This window comes from Opitutus sp. GAS368 (assembly GCF_900104925.1).
GTDB lineage: Bacteria > Verrucomicrobiota > Verrucomicrobiia > Opitutales > Opitutaceae > Lacunisphaera.
In genome coordinates, this window is record NZ_LT629735.1 from 2722988 (window position 1) to 2743146 (window position 20159).

A 20159-nucleotide genomic window follows, 5' to 3' on the forward strand; every position below is an offset into this window, starting at 1 on the left:
CTAGTGACTGGCGGCTTTGCGCAACCGAATAAACCAATGCAGGGCAAAGAGTGGATAGAGGCCGCGCAGGATCCGATCGGTGCTTATGATGGCGGGTACGATGGCCCGGGGCAGCACGTCACGGCGCGTGACACCGCCGCTCAGGAGATAGGGCAGCCATGGGAGCCAGCGCTTTTCCTCGAGCATCAGGCCGGAATGCTCGCGTTGGAAGCGAGCATGGTCGCGCTCGAAGACGATCCAGCTCAGCGCCTGGTTTGAATCCATCATCGAGTGGCTCTGGGCGAAGTTCCAGTCGAGTTCCGGGGAAAACGGCTCGGGGTGAAAGTGGTTGAAGAAAAACCGCGCGAACGGCGTCGCCGCGACCTCGATCATGCCGATCACCCCGCCGGGCACGAGCACGCGCTGGGCCTCGCGCAGGAACCGGCTGACGTCGGGGATGTGGTGGAACACGTGCGTCAGGAAGATCGCGTGCAGGCTGGCGTCGGGAAACGGGAGTTCGCGCGCATCCACCACCATTTCCGCTATGCCGGGGGACACATCGGAAGTGATGATGCGCGGATCGAACTCCTTGAGCCGGCTGCCGCCGCTGCCGAGTTCCAGGAACCGGGCGTCCGGCGGCGCATCCCGCACCGCGGGATCATCCAGCAGGGTGCGATACCACACGTCATAACAATGCCGGAGCGCGGGCCGGGTCGCGATCAGCTCGTTTTGGATCTGGAAAAACTCCGGGGATCCGACGGCGATGCCGTCAAGGCGTGGTTCGTGGAGAAAACTCATGGAGGCGGCGAGGGGATGCTCCAGTTCAGGTCATCCAGCGGCGCGGGCGTCAGGCCGAGCCGGATGAACGAGGCGGACGTATCGAAGGCGCGCAGGCATTTCTGGCCAAGGAGATTCTCGACCGTCACGGGCAGATGCAGGCCCAGGCGTTCGCCCACGCGCAGCAGCGCCACGGTGAAATCGCCCGGGAGCGGCACAATGGCCCGGCGCAAGCCGGTGGCGGCCAGCATCCGCGCATAGAGTTCGCGGACCGTGATGGGCTCGGGCGCGCCGAGATTGAAAACGCCGGCGAGGCGTCCGGTCGCGAGGCGCTCGAGTCCCCGGACCACGTCATCCAGGCCGGCGGGTTGCACGGGCTGCGTGCCGCCGTAGAACACCGGCACGACCGGCGCGCGTCGCAGCGCGGCGAGCATCCGCGCGTAGGTGCCGCCGGGACCGACGATCAAGCCGGGCCGCACGATCGTGTCCCCGGCCGGGTCGAGCATTTGTTCGATCGCCCACTTGGCGCGGCCATAGGAGGAGGCGGCGTCGGCGTGCGCCGACATGGAGGAAATGAAAATAAAATGCGCACCCTGCTTCCGGGCGGCGGCGAGCAGCCGCTGCGCGGCGGAGCGATTCAGTTCCTGGAGCGCCGGCCCGGCCGCGCCCTGGGCGAAGGCGGCGTGCACCACGACGTCGATATTTTCCAAGTTGGCGGTCCCGGGTCCGGCCAGGTCGTAGGTCTTCCATTCCGCCCCCGCCAGGTTCGGCGCGCGGCGGGCGAGCGCCTGCACACCCGCGCCTGCGGCGAGCAGGCGGCGGGCGAGGGCGGCGCCGAGCATCCCGTTGGCTCCGGTGATGGCGACACGCAGTTTCACTTGCCCGCCCCCAGGCTGGCCACCACGTGGCCGGCGACCACCCGCGCGCCAGCCATGGCGGTGAAGGTCGGCCCTTTGCAGGGCAGCCAGTTCCAAGTGGAGCTATCGCCCACAAACACGCGCCGGCTGTCGCCGAGCCGGCCGTCAGGCTGCGAATGGAAGCGCGGGTTGACCGGATTCCGCTGCGGGATGGTGCCGGCATAGTGGATGCTCGCGGCCTGGCCGGGATCCACCCGCGTGAGCGGCACGCAACCCAGCCGCCAGAAGCAACGCCGCAGCCGGGCCTCGAGGCCGGCCTGGAGCGCCTGTTGCGCGGCGGGACGCGCATAGGCGATGTGGAGATCGGGGGCGGCCGAGGTGGTGCTGGCGCCGAGCCGCATGGTTTTGGCCGGGCCGGCGTCGTCGGGAAAAAAGACTCCGAAGACCGCAAGCGCGTCCACGATGGCGCGCGACACGAGCAGCCCGGCCCACGGGGCAAGGGGGATTTCCTTGACCAGCTTGAAGAGCAGCAGGGAGCGATAGGAATACATCTGCAGGCTGCAGGTGCGCTCCGGCTGCGCGAGGTCGCCGAAGAGCGCCGTGAGCTGCGCCATGCTGTGGCGGCGGTCGGCGGCTGCGCGGCCCAGCATGCGCAGGTTCAGGGTCGGGTAGTAGACATAGGCGCTGGACAGGATGGTGGTGACGCGCGCCTCCAGCGGCAGCGATGCGAGGGCGAGTCGCGCCGAGTTGATCGCCCCCGCACAGAGCAACAACCGCCGCCCGCGGAAGGTCACGCGTCCGCCGTCGCGCGCGCAAGTGAGCGCGACGCCGTCGGCGTCCTCCTGGAAACTGAGCGCGAGGCATCCCCGTTCGTAGCGGAAATTCGGCTCCCGTTGCAGCCGTTCGACCGTGTAGCGCGGCCGGTAGGCGGAGCGCCGCACGTCGCCGTAGAAGTCCGTATCGAAATAGGGATTGGCGCCGCGGTCGCCGTGCGGCCGGGAATTGATCGCCAGCGGCACGCGGCCCAGCACGAAGCCCCTGCGTTGCCAGTCTGCGGCATGGCGTTCGTAGCCGGCGAGGATGCTGGCGCCGTTGGTGTCGAGTTCGAGCGGCGGCTGGTGGCCGGACACCTCCTCCCACCAGTCGGCGCGCGGCGGTCCGCTGATGCCCGCCTCGGCGACGACGCGGGCATACTGGGTTGCAAGCGCGGCGGGATCGAGGCCGATGCGCGCGCACTCCGCGGCGGTATAGGTGAAGCACGCGGTGCCCCACGCTGCGCCGAGGCCACCGAGCGCGAGCGATTGCATGGGATGAAAATCCGGGCTGTGCACAGGCAGCAGGCTTTCGGCGGCGCGGCTGGCGAACTGGCGCGGCGGGGTCAGCTGCGCGCCGACGCGGACACCGGTGCGCGGCACGCCCTCGAGGTTGTCCCCGAGCAGGTAACCGCGCTGCGCCGGATCCCCGGCGTGAAGCTGGCTGAACGGTGCGTCGGGCACGCGGGCGCGCATCGCGGGATCGTCGTCGCCATAGTCCACGAGCGTGACGCGCACGCCCCGCGCCACGAGTTCGGCCGCAGCCATCGCCCCGGCCGGCCCGGAGCCGACAAGCAACACATCATCGGGCGTCATCGGGGGACGAACGGAAGGTTTGCCGCCAAAGCGTGGCGAACAGGGCGTGGACGAAGCCCGCGCCGGCGGCGAAGGCGATGAGGAGCAGGTTGCCGAGGAATCCCCGCCGCACGGGGGCGAAGCGGGACTGCCGGTGCGGGTCCGTTTCGGCCAGCGCCAGCGCCTCGATTTCCGCTGGGGTCGGCTTGAGCTGCTCCAGCATGGTGCGTTCAGGGCCGGCGGCGCCGCGCCGCTTCCAACTCGATAAGGCGGAGCTCGGAATCGTGCCGCTGCATGTGCGCGACGCTGTCGAGGATGAGGGCGATGGCCGAGGTGGTGACCGCGCAGACCATCAGGCCGGAGGCGAGGATGGCGGAGGGAATGTGCAGGATCAAACCGGTGTGGTAATACTCCACCACCGGCAGCGAGCCGATCGCGAGGCCGAAGGCGGCGAAGACGCCCGCGATGCCGCCGAAGAAGAGGAGCGGGCGGTTGTAGCGCAGGATGGAAAAGAGCGCGGTGAGCACCTTCCGTCCGTCGCGGAACGTGGAGAGCTTGGAAAAATTCCCGGCCGGCCGGTCCTGGTAGGAAATCGGCAGCTCGACGATGCGGAAGCGTTTGTCGACGGCGTGCAGCGTGATCTCCGTTTCCAGCTCGAAGCCGGCGGTGAGGACGGGGAAGGACTTCACAAACGTCCGGGAAAACACGCGGTAGCCGGAAAGGATGTCGTGAAGCGTCACGCCAAACAGCCGGTTGATGAGCGCCTTCACCAGGCTGTTGCCGAAGTTATGCAGGGGGCGCTTGTTCTCGCGGCGATAATGGCCCTGGGCGTGGCGGTCGCCCACGACCATGTCGGCTTCGTCGGCCAGCACCGGCGCGAGAAGCGGGGCGAGGTCGCTGGCGCTGTAGGTCGAGTCGGCGTCGCTCATCACATACGCGTCGGCCTCGATGAGGGTGAAGGCGCGGCGCATGGCGAAGGCCTTGCCCTGGCGTTTTTCCGCGAGCAGGAGGAACCGGCAGGACGGCAGGGCGGCGGCCGTCGCCCGCGCCGCCTCGGCCGTGCCGTCGGTGGAATTGTTGTCCACGACACACAGCAGCGCCGCCGGCAGGGCGCGGTGGAAATCGCGCAGCGTCGAGCCGATGGTTTTGGCCTCATTGTAGGCGGGGAGGATGATCGCGATTTCCATGACAGCGGTGGGGGGACGGGTTTTCACCACGGGTTGCGGACCAAGACGAGGCGATATTGCCGGACGAGGGCCACCCCGGCGGTCCATCCGTATTTGGCGCCGGCGAGCAGCAGGCAGGCGAAGGCGGCGATGAGCAGGATGACTTCGGGCATCTGGCGGCAAGATTCGAGGGCCTCAGCGTGCCGCCACGCGCCTTCGTAGAGCAACAGAATATGCCAGAGATAAATCTCGAGGGTGTAGGGCCCGAGGAACGAAACGATGCTGGCGCGGCAGCTCCAGCCGAGCGCGATGCCCACCGACAGCATGGCCACCATCGCGAGGTCGTAGACCAGGAGCGGGGGGCGCGCGTAGGCCCAGTCCATGTTGTTCAATTCGAAGTGGGCGCCCACCGCGCTGCGATCGGTCAGGTAACGGAAATCCGCGACCAGCGCGCCGAGCGCCACCAGCGTGGCGGCGCCGGCCAGGACCAGGAGGGTCCGGCGCGAGAAAAAGGAGATGAGCGCCTTGAAGTGCAGGCCGCTGAAGAAATAGCACAGCCAGAACAGCGCGCAGGGCCGGCACCAATAATAATAGCTCAGGATGCCGCGATAGCACAGCACTCCGAGGACGACATGCAGCGCGAGGAACAGCAGCGCCAGGCCCAGGATGGCCGGCTCCAGTTTGACGGTCCCGCCGGTCGCACGCTCAATCCAGCGAGGCAGTGCCGCCAGGAACGGTTGCAGGAGATACAGCTGGAGGATCAGCGGGATGAAATACAGGGTGGGTTCCACGCCGAGATAGCACAGCCGCTGTGCCAGCCAACCCAGCTTGGCGTTGAAACCGGGCAGGGCCTGCCAGGTTACATAGTGGTTGAGCAGGAAAAACGAGGCGACGCTGGCGGCGAGGTAGGGCAGCCCGATGCGGACCAGGCGGCTGCGGTAGTAGGCTCCCACCGAGGGTCGCGCCGAACTGAAGCCCGCCAGCACGCCCGAGATAAAAATGAACACCGGCACCGCGAAGTTGAACAACTGTCCGACCACCAGCCCGAGGTAGAAGGAAGGCGTCCAAGCGTTCTCCACGGTGACGAAACTGCCGCCAAAATGAATGCACACGACCCCGAAGATCGCGGCCCCCCGAAGGGTGTCGAGGTAGGCGTTGCGTGCGCGGGGCGCAGCGGCGGCGGCGGGATGGGCGGCGGGATTCATTGGTTGCTTAGTCCCTCCACCTGCAGGTGGCGGTAAACAAAATACTCGGACTCGGGCGGAGTGATCGCGGCGGGCGCCGGTTTGCGGGGCAGCGTCCGGTGTTCGTTCCGGCCGTAGGCTTCATAGTGCGCGCGCGCGCCTTCCTCCAGGGGCTGGCCTCGCCCCACGACGAACGCTTTGACGTCGGGATTTTGCTCGAGATAGCCGAGCCAGTCGGGAACCTCGCGGGGATTGGATTTCATCGGCAGGCGGCGGTGTTCGGCCGCGCCGTGTTTTTCGTAGTGCTCGCGCGCACCCGCCTCCAGCGGCTGGCCGCTGGCGACCACAGCGTCCTTGACGTCGGGGTTTTGTTCGAGATAGCCGAGCCAGTCGGGCGTCTCGTTGTCCGGCGCGTCGCGGAGTTCGATGACATTTTCGCCGGCGTCCGCCGCAAACTCGAGCACGGCGTGCTGCCATTCGGTGCGACCGCGGAGGAGGAAATCCTGCACCAGCCGCCCGTTGTGGAGCACGCTGAGACGGCCTTCGTCGCGCACCTGCAGGCGCGCGTCAAAGGTGAGCCGGAGGCGCCGGAGGCGGGGATTGGCGGGAATTTCGATCCGCACCGTGGGCTGCCTGGCCCAGCGGAACAGCGGCAGGTCCCACCGGACGTAGGGGCCTTCGAGGTCCGCCAAACCGTTGATCGAAAGGTTTCGCACCGGCTTCATGGAAATCAACTCCGAACGGAATAGGGTGGTGGCATTGAACGCCGGCTCGGTCTCCACCTCGGAGGGCTTGATCGTGTAGGGCAGGTCGCCGTAGCCGATCTTGCGGCCGGTGGCGCGATCGAACACCTGGATGGCGAGGCGCTTGAACGGCTTGGACAGGCCGAATTTGACCTCGCCCGAATGGTCCTGCGCCATGAGCGGCACAGTGGTGCCGTCCTCCATCTCGGCATTGATCTCGACGCGGGCGTCGTCGCGTGGATTGAGGCCGTTGACCCGCAGGCTGCAATGCCGGAAGCGTTCGGGTTCCCCCGCGCCGTAGCGCACGAGGACGACGATGTTGGCGTTGGCTGGACTGGCCTTCGTCTCATTGGCGTGCGGCATGAGGCCGGCGTAATCAAAGGCGTTGACGCCTTTCCCGATGGTGCCGAGGAATTCCACGCCGGCGGTCTTCTTGTCCGGCACAGCGACGACGGCGTGGGAGGCGATATGCGCGATGTTGCTGTAGATGTTATTGCGGGTGAATCCCCAGAAGGAAAAAATGTTGTATCTGGCGGGGTCGACCGGCTGGTTCGAGGTGAACCGCTGGTTGTGGCCCAGGTTCATCAGGAGGAAGGCCCGCTCGTTCGTGCCGTCCGTGATGACGTTGACGCGCGGCTGTTCGGCGAGGCGGTCGCGCAGCATCGGCGGCACATCCGGGAGGATGACCGGCGGGGTGTATTCGGTGGACGGGAGCCAGAACGGCCGGTTGCGGTTTTCGTTGAGATAGATGACCGAGAACCAGAGGGCGGTGGCCATGACCAGGAAAAACACCGCGCGCTTAATCCCGTGAAGAATGCGCGAGCCGCCGCCGTCCCACACCGCGGCGGCGCAGGGCGCCAGCAGCGTCAGCGCGGGAAGGAAGTAGCGTTGGATGTAGAGCGACCACTTGTTCATCGCGAAATACGTCGCGAACCAGCCGAGCCCGAGCAGCGCCAGCCAGGCCAGCGGGCCGCGCAGCCGGCGGTCGCGCCAGAGACAAAGCACCGCGCACGCGAGAAACAGGGGGCCGGCGAAGCCATACCAGACGTGGTCCTCGTTCAGGTCCGGGGGAATGACGTAGAAATCGGAGTAGGCAAACGCTTTGTTCCAGCCGGAAAAAAAAGTGCGTTCGAACCAGCCGTTCAACCTGGCGACGAACTCCAGGTCATAGGAAAAGCGGCCGAAGGGTTCGCAGCACAACTGAAACAGATAGGCCTTCCCGGTCTGCCAGGCACCGGCCAGGCTGAACGGTTTGTTAAGCGTGAAGTCCAGGAGGTTGGTCATCCAATGGCCGGTGGCGGAAAGATTATAGAGGATGAACGGCACGCTGAGAACGATCGCGAGCATCGCGGGCACACTCCACGCGCGCACCCCGCCGGAAAAGGCCCGGGCCTGCTGCTCGCGCCGATGCTGATACCAAAAGGTGAGGAGCAACACCACCACGGCGGGGCCGAAGAACACCACCGTCAGCTTCGCGCCTGCCGCAAGGCCGGCGGCCAGGCCGCCCAGCACGGCGTCCGCCGGCGCCGCGGATTGCCGCCAGCGCAGGGCGAAGACCAAGGCGCTGAGCAACGCGGCGGCGGTGGTGAGGTCGAGGGTCGTCGCGGTGGCCTGGGCGAGCACGCCGGTGGCCGTGAGGGCCAGCCACATCCCGACCAGCGAGCCACCGGTGCTGCAGCCGCAGAGGCGCGCGAGCCGGTAGACCGCGCCGCCCGCGATCACCCATGAAAAGACGTTGATGAAGTTGATCGTCACCCACGGCGGACCGTAGATGAAGCAAAACAACTGGAGCAGGTTGTAGTTGAACGGAAAATAAACCTGCCGGATGTCCGCGGTCTCGAAGTGCGCGAGGGAATTCTGGCCGAGGTAATACATCACCCGGGGCAGGTGATAGGCGAGCGAGTCGTAGTTGTTGGGCGGATTGGCCGACGCCATCCGGAGGTTCGCCAGCAGCATCAGGCCCAGGCTGCCGAACACAAAACAGAGCAGGAGCCGGCTCGGCTTCGCCAGGGTGGCGGCCAGCACGGGCGGGGCGGCCGGCAGCCTGCGGGCCAGCCATAGCAGGAGGAGGCCGAAAAGGAGCGAGGTGCGGAAAAACCAGTTGGGTTCGCCCAATTTTTCCAAGAGCGACAGCGCGAGGCTGGTGAGTACGATATTGCCCCAGAAAAGCATGGCCCCCGCCAGCATGCGGTCGAGCCAGCCGGATACCAGTTTTTGGGCCATGGCGCGGGAGATCCAAGCCAGCAGCACGAAATGGATAATCAGTAGGGTCATGTCCGGGGCGCGGAATCCGCCGCCGTTAAATAGAGGGCGGCGTCGCCAAAGCAACCCGTGAACCGGCTGCCGGTGACCCGGGCCCATTCCTCCACGGCCCGGCGGACGCCGATCGCGCCGGTCGCATTGTCGGGGTTCAGAAAATCATGGACCAGCACCGGCGTGCCGGGCCGGAGATAGCGGCTGAGGGTTGCCAGATCGGCCATGACGCCCTCGTAGCTGTGGTCGCCGTCCAGAAACACCATGGTGGGGGCAATGTCCCAGCGCTGCACGAAATCCTGGAGCGTGCCATGGAAGAGGTGGCAATAGTCGCTGAGGCATTCATCGGCCAGGGTGCCGCGGGTGCGGGCGATGGAGCTGGCCTCGATGTCGATGCCGTAAAACTGCGGGCGGGCCGTGCGGGCGGGATTGGCGAGGGCCCCGCGCAGTTCCGCCGTGGCGGACCGGCCGCCGTAGGTGCCAATTTCCAGGATCACATCGCCCGCATGGTAGCCCATTTCATATAGTTTGAACGCGTCGCCGGGCGACTGCCATCCGGGGAGGTGCTTGGTTTTTTCGTAGATTTCCCGGTGCTCGACGTTGATGAAAACCCCGGCCGCCGAGGGGACCGGCCAGGAGGGGAAGTGCGCGGCATTGTCACCGCGGTCATTCAGCGGATAGACATGGCGGGGCGGAACAAACCCGGTGCCGGTCTTCCCAAGGCCGACGAGAAAATGATGCCAGCCCAGCTCATGTGCCCACTGGGAAAAGCGGCTGACGGCATATTGCCGCGCCCAAGCCGAGGCGTTGGCCAGAAACAGGGCGTCGCCCAGCAACTGTTGGATGGCAGCCACCGCTTCCGCGGCGTTGCCGTTGCTCACGAGCAACCCGGTGATTTCATGGCGCACGATTTCATCGACGCCACCGGTTTTGAACGCAACCACCGGCAGGCCGCAGAGCTGCGCCTCCATGAGAGTCTGGCCAAAGGCCTCCTCGGTGGCGGTGCCGAGAAAAATATCCGCGGCTTGATAAATCATCGCGATCTTGTCCGCCTGCAGATGGTAGCCCAGACCGATGAGGCCGGGAACCTCGTGGGCGTTGTGCCCGAAGGCGGCGAAAGTGCAGGTGTTCTGCAGCGCCGCGGCGATTTCGCGCAACTGGCGGCCGCCCTTCCGGGGTTCTTGGAAATTGACGGCCGCGGAGAGCACGACCGGCTTGTCGCCGGGCAGGCCGAGAATCTTGCGCGCAACCGCCTTGTCGCCCGGCTTGAACACCAACTCGTCGGCGCCCAAGTGGATGGTTTCCACCGAGCGGCAGGCGGGCAGCGCCGTCCGGAACATCCGGTTGCTCCAATCGCTGTTGGCGACCACCTCGACGCCGTTCGGGCCGCCGAAGATGTCCCGCCGGATTTGCCAGGCCCCGGCGATGCGGGCCGGCTCGAGCTTGGGATACTGGTCGGCGGTAGGGCAGGTCGCGTTGCAGCCGGTCAGGTAGAGTTCGCAGCCGCCCGGATAAGCGCAGCGGCCCGTGTAGAGATAGGCGTCGTGCAGGAAGGCGATCACGCGGCACCCGATTTCGCGCAGGGCGGGCAGCAGGCTGAAGGGCCAGTTCGCCGCGTGGAGATTGCCGATGATGATGATCGCGGGATTGAAGCGGGCCACCTCCATGAGGATCCCGGCGATCACGCTGGCATCGGACAGTTTTTTCCCGCCTTCCAGCGCGTTGATTTCGCGGATGCCGCGCCAAAGGTCCGGGTCGATGGGCCGGGTGGCGACATCCTTGAGGTCGATGTTGCCGGTCGCCCACGCGAAGACGCCGACCTCGATGCCGAGGGCCAGCAGGGTTTCAACCTGGCGGGCCTGCGCCACGCCCGCGCCATATTGAAAACCTACGTCGTTGAGAAACAGAACGCGTTGCGGCAGTTCCAAGGCGCGGCGTTTGTCGGGCGGGGATTTCATCGCGTCAGGCCCGGTGGGCGGCATTCACCTTTCGCAGTTCGGGCAGGAAGGGCAGGAGGGCGCCGCCGGTTTTCTGTTGGGCGTGCTCGCGGAAAATGGCGAGGATTTCGGGCAGCGCGAAAATCTTCGCGCCCGCCTTGGCGAGGCGTACCCACAGGTCGTAGTCCATGCTGTAGTAGAGTTCCTCGTCCATCCGGCCGCCGGCCCGGTCGAAAATTTCCCGGGTGAAGAAGACCTCCGGCTGGTGGAAGAACCAGCCCTTCTGCCAGCAGCCTTCCAAGTCGAGCAGATGATCGAGGCGCAGGCGGTCGATGCGGCCAAACGGGATCGTGCTGCGGTGAATGTGGTGGGGCTCGATCGCCTGGTCCGCGACGCGCGCACACCGGCCGGCGACCATGTCCGTGCCGTGCAGGAGAAAGGTCTGGCCGACCGTGAACAGGCTGGCGGGAGCCAGCCGGTCGTCACTGTTCAGCCAGGTGAGGATGCGGCCGGTCGCTTGCGCAAAACCCTTGTTCAGGGCATGCGACTGCCCGCGGTCCTTTTCGCTGACCCACCATTTCAAGCGGCTCGCATATTTTTTGATGATCTGGACCGAGCCGTCGGTCGAGCCGCCGTCGACAACGATGTATTCCAGGTTGGGATAATTTTGGTCCAAGACGGAGCGGATGGTCTCCTCGAGATACGCGGCTTGGTTGTAGCTCACGGTGATCACGCTGATGGTCGGCCACTCGGCCGCCTGCGCCGGCCGGGGGGGGTAGACATCCTGGGCCCGGACGAGCGGCCAGCTGAAGGCGGCGGAGTTGACGGGCACGCGCGGTCCCAGCCAGTCCTGCGGAGGCCGAAAGCAGATGAGGGTGTCGCCGAGCACGGTGACCCGGGCGTTGTCGGGCGGGAGCCAGGTGGCCGCCGGATCGTAACTGCCGATGAGCAGCTTGTGGTGCGGTTGCAGGCGCCCGGCGAGGCAGGGCAGCACCTCGGCGGCGTCCGAGCTATCGAAAGCGATGGCGTCGACCTCCGCGAGGCCGGTGCGGTAAGTCTTGATGCCGGACTTGCGCCACTCGCGCTCCCCGAACAACAGGTAATGGTCCCAGGCGCCGGGCAGCAGGCCCTGCGCGACGGCGTCACTGACATCCGGATTGGCCAGCAGGTAGGCCTTTTCATTGAACAGGCTGTTGATCCGGCCGAGCCATTCCCACAGGGTTTCCTTCCGGAAGTGCACCGGGCCGTGGGCGGCCAGAGCCAGCTCCGGCGGACAGTCGAAGACGTCCACCGTGGTGCCCATGGCCGAAAGCCAGAGGATATGGGGCAGAAGGTGCTGGTGATATTTGGTCACGATCAGTTTGCGCAGGTGGCGGCCGTAGGGGTCCAGCGCCGCCCGGATCTCCTCGTGGTTGAATTGCGCGGCGGTGACCGTCTGGCGGGCCAGCTGTTGGTTCAGGCCAGCGATCAGGGCGTCCCGCTCGCTCGCGACCCGGACGTGCGCCGCGATCTCGGCCTCGAGTTTTTTCAAATAGGTGACGTTACGATCCAGATCCACGTAGGCGGTTTTCAGCTTGTCCTGATAAATCTCGATGGACGCGAGGCGTTCGGCGGAATCCTTTTCCACTTGCTGGAGGAAACCGACGGTCTGAGCCAACGCGACCTTGGAATCCGCGAGCTGTTCGTGCAAGCGCCCGGCAAGGTGCTTGTGCCACAGGGTGAGCAGATCCAGGTCGAACTCGGGCCGCAGGGCGCTGACCGGTCTGTCCGCCGGGGCTTGGTAAGGAACGGGATGCAGGGGGCCCGGGACGATTTTTCCGGTCAGCAGCGGCTGTTCGGGAAGATCAAAATCGGCCAACCCCCAAGACGAACCATTTACTTTAGTCGGCAGTTCCCCTTGCCTCATGGCCTCCACCAAAGGGTGCAGGACCTCCCAGTCGGGGTTTAGGATTTTGTTCTCCTCGAGCCGCGCGAAGAGTTTTCCCTCCCCTTCCGGGGTCCAGCCGGAGCCGAGGCTGTGCTCGATGTGGAAGCACACGCAGGGCGGCAACAGGGCGACTTCCTCGAAGCCAGCATGGTGCGCGGCAAGCAGGCCAAAAGAGTCAATATTGAAGGCGAAGGCCTCGAATTCGGCGTAGCCGGCGATGGCCTCCCAGCCCTCGCGGGAGAGCAGCATAAAATCGCCGCAGGCGTAGGTGTGCAGGTCCTCCAGGCCACTGTCCTTTTTGGGGCGCACCGACCAGGCGCCGTTTTCTGCGACCACCTTGATCCCCTTGATCTTCCGGCAGACTTCGGGATCGGGCTGACAGTGGCGTTTGAACATCTCCTCTCCGTAAAGATGTTCCACCAGCGCCTTGGGACCGAGCCGGCGGTAGCTGCGGACGGGATGGTTCCAAGCGTATTCCAAGGTTTCGTCCAGCGGCAATTTGCCGGAGAGACCGCCGTGGATGTCATAGCGGTCCACCCGGAGTATTTTGCGTGGGTCGAGCTGCTGCCGGCTGAGATGGCGAATCAGTTCGTCGGAAAAGATGATGTCGATGTTCGTCGCCAGGATGAACTGGCCGGCCGCGCGCCGGATGCCGGCGTTTTTGGCGATCATCTGGAAGAACTGCAGCCGGTCGGCGTATTTGAATCGCGCGTGCAGGACGGCCGGGACGGTGATCACGCGGGCCCGGCAGAAGGTCGCCTCCGGGGGCAATTGCAGGACGCCGGCCAAGCCGGGGCGGCCGGGGACCGGATTCCAATCGACCAGGATCAGTTCGGCCGGCAGGTGGTGTTTCTCACACTGGCGCGCAAAGTTATTGATGAAGATCTGGGTGCGGCTCAGTGGATCGCCCCCGTGGTCATCATTCCGCGAAGCGGCGACCACAGAGAGATAGGGGGGACGTTCGTTCATGGACATGCTTGGACGAACCGGTGCGGCGCAAGGCCCCGGATCAAGTCGTGGGTGTCAAAAAGGAGGGAAAATTGTCGCATGGGTAGCGCGCTGGGGCGGGCCCGGCAGGAGGCGAACATCAAGGGCAAGGGAAGATGTTGTGCCGGGACAGGCCAGCAAAAAAGCGTGGGCGGGGCGGGACCGCAGCCGGCGACATCAACGGACCGGGTCGCGGGGTTTCTGCAGGAGGAAAATGCTGCTGACCGCCGGGCCGGCGTGGCTGCGGTGGCAGTCGTCGATGAACTTGAGCTGCGGTTTCAGGTGCTCGCGGATCTGCGCCATGAATTCGTCGCCGAAGCGCATGCAGAATTGCATATACATCAGGAAAAAACTGCTGAAGCAGTGAAAAGCGCAGCCATAGGGCGGGGCGAAATCCTGAAAGGAGCCCGTGGGCAGGAATTCGAGTTTCAAGCCGTGGGCGTCACCCAGCTTGGCCAGCTCCATCGGGTCGAAGAAGTGCTTGTCCTCGCCATGGGTCTTGTCGATGTCCCGGTTGCAGCAGAACTGCACGGTGCTGGTGAAATCGTTGAGCTTGAAGGTCCACTCCGGGCGCATCTCGATGCCGGCCGCCTTCAGCGCACTGGGGATGGACTGGGCGACGGCAGCCATGAGCAGGAACCCGGTGGCGCACGGCTCGGAGCCCATGACCAGGGCCCCGCCGGTTCGAAGCGCTCGCGCGCAGGCGCCGATGAAATCCTCCACCTTCAGGATGTGGTGCAGGGTGGACCGCAGCGCGATGACCGAGAACATCCCGGCGGGCAGGAGCGCGATGTCATCGGCATTGAACACGGCGTAGTGCCGGCGGGTGGTGCCGGCGAAATCCGGGCCGAACAGGCCCTGGGTCAGCCGCAGGAAGGTGGGCGACGGATCCGTGATCAGGTAGTCGGGGCCGGGATAATGCCGGGCCAGGCCATACGAAAGGTAACCCGTGCCGCAGCCGATTTCCAGCGCCGGGCCGCTGGTGTCCACCCGGTGGGTTTGCAGCAGATTGCAGAAGCCTTCACCCTCGCGCAGCTCGACGGCGGCCACGCCATAGTGGCTGTTGTATTCCTCCTCCGCGTGCATGTAGGCCCGCTCGGCGGAGAGCTGCAACCAGCCATGCCACTTGTGAAGGCTGGCGATCCAGGCGGGGAAGGAAGCGGATGCGGGAGTCATGGGCGGCGCCTCAGGTTGAAGCCCGGTGGGCGGCGTTGACCGCGCGCAGTTCGGGCAGATAGGGCACGTCGGGGCCGCCGGTTTTCTGTTTCGCATGCTCGCGGAAGAGCGCGAGGATTTCCGGCAGCGGCAGGATTTTCGCGCCGGCCCTGGCCATGCGCACCCAGAGGTCGTAGTCCATGCTGTAGTAGAGGTCCTCGCGCAGGCGGCCCCCGGCGCGATCGAAGATATCGCGACTGAAGAAAACCTCCGGCTGGTGGAAGAACCAGCCTTGCAGCCAGCAGCGGTCAAGGTCGAGCAGCTCGGCGAGCGGCAGGGGCTGGATCTGGCCGAAGGTCAGGACGCTGCGATGGACGTGGCGAGGCTGCGGCGCCCGATCGGCCACCCGGGCGCAGCGGCCGGCCACCAGGTCGGTGGCATGCAGGAGGAATTGCTGCGCCACCGTGAAAAGACTGCCCGGGGCGAGCCGGTCGTCGCTGTTCAACCAGGCCAGGATGCGACCGGTGCTTTTGGCGAAGCCCTTGTTGAGGGCATGGGACTGGCCCTGGTCCTTTTCGCTCACCCACCAGGCCAGGCGATCGGAGTAGCGCTGGAGGATTTCCAGGGACCCGTCGGTCGAGCCGCCGTCGACGACGAGGTATTCCAGGTTGGGATAATTCTGGTCCAGCACGGAACGGATCGTTTCCTCGAGATAGGCCCCTTGGTTGAAACTGGTGGTGACCACGGAAATTTTTGGCCACACGGCCTGCTGGGCCGGGGTGGCCGGATAGATCTGCTCCGCCGTGAGCGGCGGCCGGTGCGCCACCGGCAGGGCGGCCGGAAGCCGCGGCCCGACCCAGGTCCGGGGCGGCCGGGCACAGCACAACAGGTCGCCCAGCACGATGGTGCGGGCCGTCTCGGGCGGCAGCCAGAGGGTGGCGGGGTTGAAGCAGCTGCTCACAAACAGCCGGTGTGGCGGCTGGAGGCGACCGATCAGGCAGGGCAGGAGCGGCCCGGCATCTGCGCTGTCGAACGCGAGGGCATCGGCATCGGCGAGCCCCGCGCGGAAATGCGGCGTGCCGGTGGCCCGGCCCTCGCGCTGGCCGAACCGCTGGTAATGATCCCAGCCGCTCGGCACCTCGCCCCGGCCGATGGCGGCGTCGATGTCCGGGTTGGCGAGCAGATAACCCTGTTCATTGAACAGCGTGTTGAGTCCGCCCAGCCACTCCCACATCGATTCGGCCCAGAACTGCACGTTGCCGCGCGGCGGACCGGCCAGCTCGGGGGGGCTCGCCAGTACTTCCACACTGATTCCCCAGGTGGACCACCAGAGGATGGCCGGCAGCAGGCGCGGGTGGTATTTGAGCACCAGGATGCGGCGGAGATCGCGGGAGTGTGGCTCGAGGGCCCGGCCGAACTCCCCGAGATCCGGTCCGCCGCCGCCGGTTTCCCGCCGGGCCAGTTGTTCGTTGAGGTTGGCGATGTAGGCTTCGCGGTCTATGGCGGCCTGCTTGAACATGTCCGCCTCCGCGTGAAGCGTTTTGATGTAGGCGATGTTGCGCACCAGGTCATCGTGAAAGGCCAGCAGTTTTTGTCGCGTGTCGAAAAAGGACTGCCGCTGCTGGTCGCGCTCCAGCTCGACTTCCCGCGTGTAGCGTTCGCGTTCGACCTTGGCGGCGTGCTCGTCCTCGATGAACTGGCGCGCTGCGTCGCGGGTTTTCTCCAGGGCCACCAGGGAGGCGCCGCGATTCTCCTCGGCGGTGCGCACGCGATCCAGCAGCTGGGGGATCACCGCGCCGCAACGCGGGTCGTCGGCGGCGGCCGGCGGGACAATCTCGGGCGCGTTCGCGGTGTCGTTGCCGGCGAGCAGCCGCAGGTAAGGGTGGTAGATTTGCTCGCGCAGTTCGCGCGTCGGGGTGACGCCATACCGGTGCAGGCCGGGATCGTAGAGTTGACGGTCCAAATGCACCAGGCCGTGAAAATGATAGCAGATCAGCGGCGCCTGGTTGATCCGCAGTCCTAGCGGGGTCGCGGCAATCACGCAGTCCTGGATGTTCCAAGGGGCGGCGTTGACGCCGGGATGGCTGATACTGACGGTGCCGGGAAACTGGGTGGGCCAGGCATCCAGGTATTTTTGTTCCGCATAGCGGCCGGCTTCCCGAAAGGTGAAGCACCAGGCGGCGCACTGTTCCGCCCAGGTCGCGGCGCAGGCCAGGCCGGTGTCGTCATGCCGCAGGGAAACCCAGCCGGCATTGAATTTGCCGCAACGCTCCAGGTGGGTGAGGACGGCGGGATAGCGGAATGGAGTGATCGCGACGGAAGCGGCACCGATCTCGTCGTAGATGGGCTGGGGCGAGCTGAAGAAATACATGCCCGCGTCGATATAGGTGAGCAACCCGCCGGCGGGGATCTGCGGTAAGGTATGCCGGAGCAGCCAGGCCTTGCAGGTGAGAGCGAACTCTTCCGGGGTGCGGTCGGCTTGCGCGGCGGCAAGCGCCGGATACCGCGCAATCAGTTCCGCGCCCGGCAGCACCGTCATTCGGTCCGGGCTTCGGCTTTCCAAGGTGGTCACTGTGACTTCGTCCAAGGCAAGCACGGTGAGATTGAAATCCGCGTCGTGGGTCACCAGCGACCGGTGCAGGGCGAGGCCCCGGGGCAGGTGCCCGGCGGTCAGGACGGTGCAGTAGTGGCGCATCAGGAAAGGGGGGAAGCGACGCGGTCCGGAACCCAGTCAGCCGGACCAGCCGCAAGGATACGGATTCACCACCCGGGCCGGCTGGGCACCGGATTCCAATTGACCAAGATCAGCTCGGCCGGCAACTGGTATTTCTCGCATTGCCGGGCGAAGGTATTGATGAAAATCTGTGTGCGAATCAGCGGGTCGCCGCCGTGATCATCATTGCGCGAAGCCGCGACGACGGAGAGATAGGGAACCGGCAGGCTATCAGGTACTGACATCTGGATATTAAACGGCTAGCTTTGGCATATTGTAAAGATTCACGTGGCCGGGGATTTTCTCGACTCCCGCAACGGGAGGCGAGTCTCGAGCAATTCTGGCCGGTTGCGCCACGTAAGCGATCGATCCGAGGCGATGGAAATTCCGGTCAGGACATGTCGTGGCGATGTGACCTCCAGCGGCCCGGGCGCAAGAGGCTTATAATGCGGGATGCTGCTGCTGACGAACGGAGGCTTCATTTAATCGAACGGTTCTTTCGACAATATAGCCGAGGTTCCAGGCCTTCATCACAAGAATGATACGCCAATCCGGATGCCTTTGGTATGGTTGCGTGGCCCAGAAATATGCCCAGGCATTTTTGGGGGTAAGCGGCGGCAGCTCATTGCCGAAGACGCGTTCCAAACGGACATAGGAACGACCGTAGCCGTATAACAGGCGAAAGAGAAAGCGAAGTCGGAAGCGGCGGTTGTCGAGGTGATGAATGCCCCATAGGCTCGGCTGGTAGGAGCAGGCGAAACCTGCGCGGTGGGCCATACGCATCAGGAGGGAATCTTCTCCGCGCATCAGATTTCTGCTTCCAACCTGTCCAATGCTGTATGCCGGTGGCAGCTTGTCCACAAACTCGAGGTAGCACGCGATCACCTCGCGACGCACAACCGCGCCGGCCGTCGGAGGTTCCCAGTGGCCCCATTGATCGGTCTTGTTGGTAATCGGTTGTTCCCCGCGATCAACGACGGCCAGCCAGGGGTGAAGGGAGACGGTCCAGGCGGGGAACCGGCACTGGGGACCAAGGCGCAGTTTGCCGCCGAAGCAGCCAATCTCGGGATGTTGACGAGCGATGGTCAGACATTTCGACACGTGGTCGGGGGGGAACTCGGTGTCGTCGTCGACCCAGAGAATCAGCGGTTGTGTGGATTCACGCATGGCCCGGTTGCGTGCGTGGAAAATGCCCGGCCGGGATTCCCGCACGAGGCGGCTGCTGATGCCGCGACTACGCAAAGGCGCGAGCACGGTCTCGGGCACCGCGGGTGACGAGGCGTTGTCGACTAGGAGGAATAAAACCCCACCCTCGGGGACGATTTGTGCCGCGATACTACGCAGGACCACGTCAAGCACGTCGCGGCGGGGATTGTGCGTGCACAGGCAAATTTCGATCATGGAGGAAAATTCTTGTCGGTGATTCTGCCGGAGTTTCTCGAGGGAGGCGACGCGGTTGTTCGTCTAGGGCAGTCTAGCCTGCGGGTTCACGCTTAACGGCCAAGGGGAGGAGAATCCCGCGCTTTCGCGCCATGGCCCGTTTTCGATCGCCAGCCTGACCGCCGCGGCTGCGCGTTTTTCCGCCTCTGGCAACAGGGTGCTCAATTCAGCGGCGGATTTGGTCATCGGAAGGTAGCAGCATCAGACATTGAAGCGGGCTTCAATGCTGTAGCACAGGAGGGGGCACCAAGGCGGCAATTCTCGCCCCGAGGGCAAGTGATGCGGTGGCGGCGGGCGAGGGTGCATTCACGACGTGGAGAATGCCAGGCCCGGTTTCGAAATGGAAGTCGTCGACCAACCGGCCGGCGCGCGTCATCGCCTGAGCCCGCACCCCCGCGCCGCCGGCCTGTAGGTCGGCAACGGTAATTTCGGGCACGAGTCGTTGCAAAGACCGACAAAATGCCGCTTTGCTTAGCGAGCGATAAAACTCATAGCCCGCGATGGAAGGATAATTGGCAATGAATCGCCACAGGCCCGGGAACAGGGCGGCTTCCACGAAATCGGCAAAGTTGAAATCGGTCTTGCGATAGCCTTCCCGCGCGAAGGCCAGCACGGCGTTGGGGCCTGCTTCAACGCCGCCCCCGATCATCCGTGTGAAATGTACACCGAGAAAAGGGAAGGTCGGATTCGGCACGGGATAGATAAGATTTCGCACGAGATGCCGGCGCTCCGGCTTCAATTCAAAATACTCTCCCCGGAACGGCACGATCTGGACGGTCGGGCTTCCTCCCGCGAGTTTCACCAAACGGTCGGAGTGCAGGCCGCCGCAATTTACGACGAAAGCGCTCGCATGCTCCCCGGAGGGCGTTCTCACGATCCACTCTCCCTGGCGGCGGCTGAGACCAATTACCGGGGCGCCCACTTCAATCCGCCCCCCGAGGCGCTGGACCTCCAAGGCCAGCCGATCGGCGGCCGCACGGTAATCCACGATGCCCTCCTGGGGCACATGAAGCGCGGCGATGCCGGCCGCATGCGGTTCCTGTTCCCTGATCTGCTCTGGTCCCAGGCGGCGGAGCCCCACAAGGCCATTGAGCCGTCCGCGATTTTCGAGGTCGGCCAGGTGGGGTAGTTCGGCCTGTTTGGTCGCCACCACGATTTTGCCGCAGATTTCATGCGGCACACCATGTTCACGGCAAAATTCGACCATCTGCCGCAAGCCGTCCACGCTGAGGCGGGCCTTTTCGGAGCCTGGCTTGTAGTAAAGGCCGGCGTGAAGCACGCCGCTGTTGTGTGTGGACTGCTGCGAGGCGACGCGTGGATCCTTTTCCAGCACGGTGACGATGGCCTGCGGGAACCGTTGTAACAGGCGATATGCTGTTGCCAGGCCGACCAAGCCGGCGCCGATGATGAGGTGTGAGGATTTTCCGCTCACAA

The 20159-nt window shown here is 65.2% G+C and carries 14 protein-coding genes; all 14 read right to left on the reverse strand.

The genetic code is table 11. The annotated features are described in order from the left end of the window. The 14 genes from BLU29_RS11590 to lhgO all read right to left on the reverse strand — a co-directional run bounded on the left by BLU29_RS11590 (position 1) and on the right by lhgO (position 20157). Complete coding sequence (locus BLU29_RS11590; RefSeq protein ID WP_091058018.1) at positions 1–777, reverse strand: class I SAM-dependent methyltransferase; 777 nt, start codon at positions 775–777, stop codon at positions 1–3. After that, positions 774–1634, reverse strand: coding sequence for an NAD-dependent epimerase/dehydratase family protein (locus BLU29_RS11595; protein WP_157693814.1), 861 nt, complete (start codon positions 1632–1634; stop codon positions 774–776). Before BLU29_RS11595 ends, BLU29_RS11590 begins: the two co-directional genes overlap by 4 nt. Next, positions 1631–3241: an FAD-dependent monooxygenase gene (locus BLU29_RS11600; protein WP_091058022.1), complete on the reverse strand. Its 1611-nt coding sequence runs from the start codon at positions 3239–3241 to the stop codon at positions 1631–1633. Before BLU29_RS11600 ends, BLU29_RS11595 begins: the two co-directional genes overlap by 4 nt. Further along, entirely contained in the window at positions 3228–3443 is a 216-nt protein-coding gene (locus BLU29_RS11605) for a hypothetical protein (RefSeq protein ID WP_091058025.1), read from the reverse strand. The genes BLU29_RS11600 and BLU29_RS11605 overlap by 14 nt, the downstream gene beginning before the upstream one ends. Before the next feature lie 7 nt (positions 3444–3450). Next, the gene (locus BLU29_RS11610; protein WP_197677697.1) at positions 3451–4434 is read right to left on the reverse strand and encodes a glycosyltransferase family 2 protein; all 984 of its coding nucleotides are present in this window, start codon (positions 4432–4434) and stop codon (positions 3451–3453) included. Further along, positions 4431–5591 (reverse strand): acyltransferase, encoded by a 1161-nt coding sequence (locus BLU29_RS11615; protein ID WP_091058032.1) that lies wholly within the window; start codon positions 5589–5591, stop codon positions 4431–4433. Before BLU29_RS11615 ends, BLU29_RS11610 begins: the two co-directional genes overlap by 4 nt. After that, positions 5588–8587 (reverse strand): hypothetical protein, encoded by a 3000-nt coding sequence (locus BLU29_RS11620; RefSeq protein ID WP_091058035.1) that lies wholly within the window; start codon positions 8585–8587, stop codon positions 5588–5590. Before BLU29_RS11620 ends, BLU29_RS11615 begins: the two co-directional genes overlap by 4 nt. After that, entirely contained in the window at positions 8584–10524 is a 1941-nt protein-coding gene (locus BLU29_RS11625; RefSeq protein ID WP_172830256.1) for a glycosyltransferase, read from the reverse strand. The genes BLU29_RS11620 and BLU29_RS11625 overlap by 4 nt, the downstream gene beginning before the upstream one ends. 4 nt (positions 10525–10528) lie before the next feature. Beyond that, complete coding sequence (locus BLU29_RS18405) at positions 10529–13399, reverse strand: glycosyltransferase family 2 protein (RefSeq protein WP_197677698.1); 2871 nt, start codon at positions 13397–13399, stop codon at positions 10529–10531. 195 nt (positions 13400–13594) lie between these two features. Beyond that, entirely contained in the window at positions 13595–14593 is a 999-nt protein-coding gene (locus tag BLU29_RS11635) for a class I SAM-dependent methyltransferase (protein ID WP_157693815.1), read from the reverse strand. Between the two features lie 10 nt (positions 14594–14603). Next, positions 14604–17267, reverse strand: a complete 2664-nt coding sequence (locus BLU29_RS11640) for a glycosyltransferase family 2 protein (protein ID WP_091058042.1) — start codon at positions 17265–17267, stop codon at positions 14604–14606. Positions 17268–17332: 65 nt separating this feature from the next. Then, entirely contained in the window at positions 17333–17530 is a 198-nt protein-coding gene (locus tag BLU29_RS11645) for a hypothetical protein (protein WP_091058044.1), read from the reverse strand. 196 nt (positions 17531–17726) lie between these two features. Next, a complete protein-coding gene (locus BLU29_RS11650) occupies positions 17727–18686 on the reverse strand; it encodes a glycosyltransferase family A protein (RefSeq protein ID WP_091058046.1) in 960 nt (319 codons plus the stop codon). Positions 18687–18945: 259 nt separating this feature from the next. Continuing rightward, complete coding sequence (lhgO, locus tag BLU29_RS11655) at positions 18946–20157, reverse strand: L-2-hydroxyglutarate oxidase (protein ID WP_091058049.1); 1212 nt, start codon at positions 20155–20157, stop codon at positions 18946–18948. Between the last annotated feature and the right edge of the window lie 2 nt (positions 20158–20159).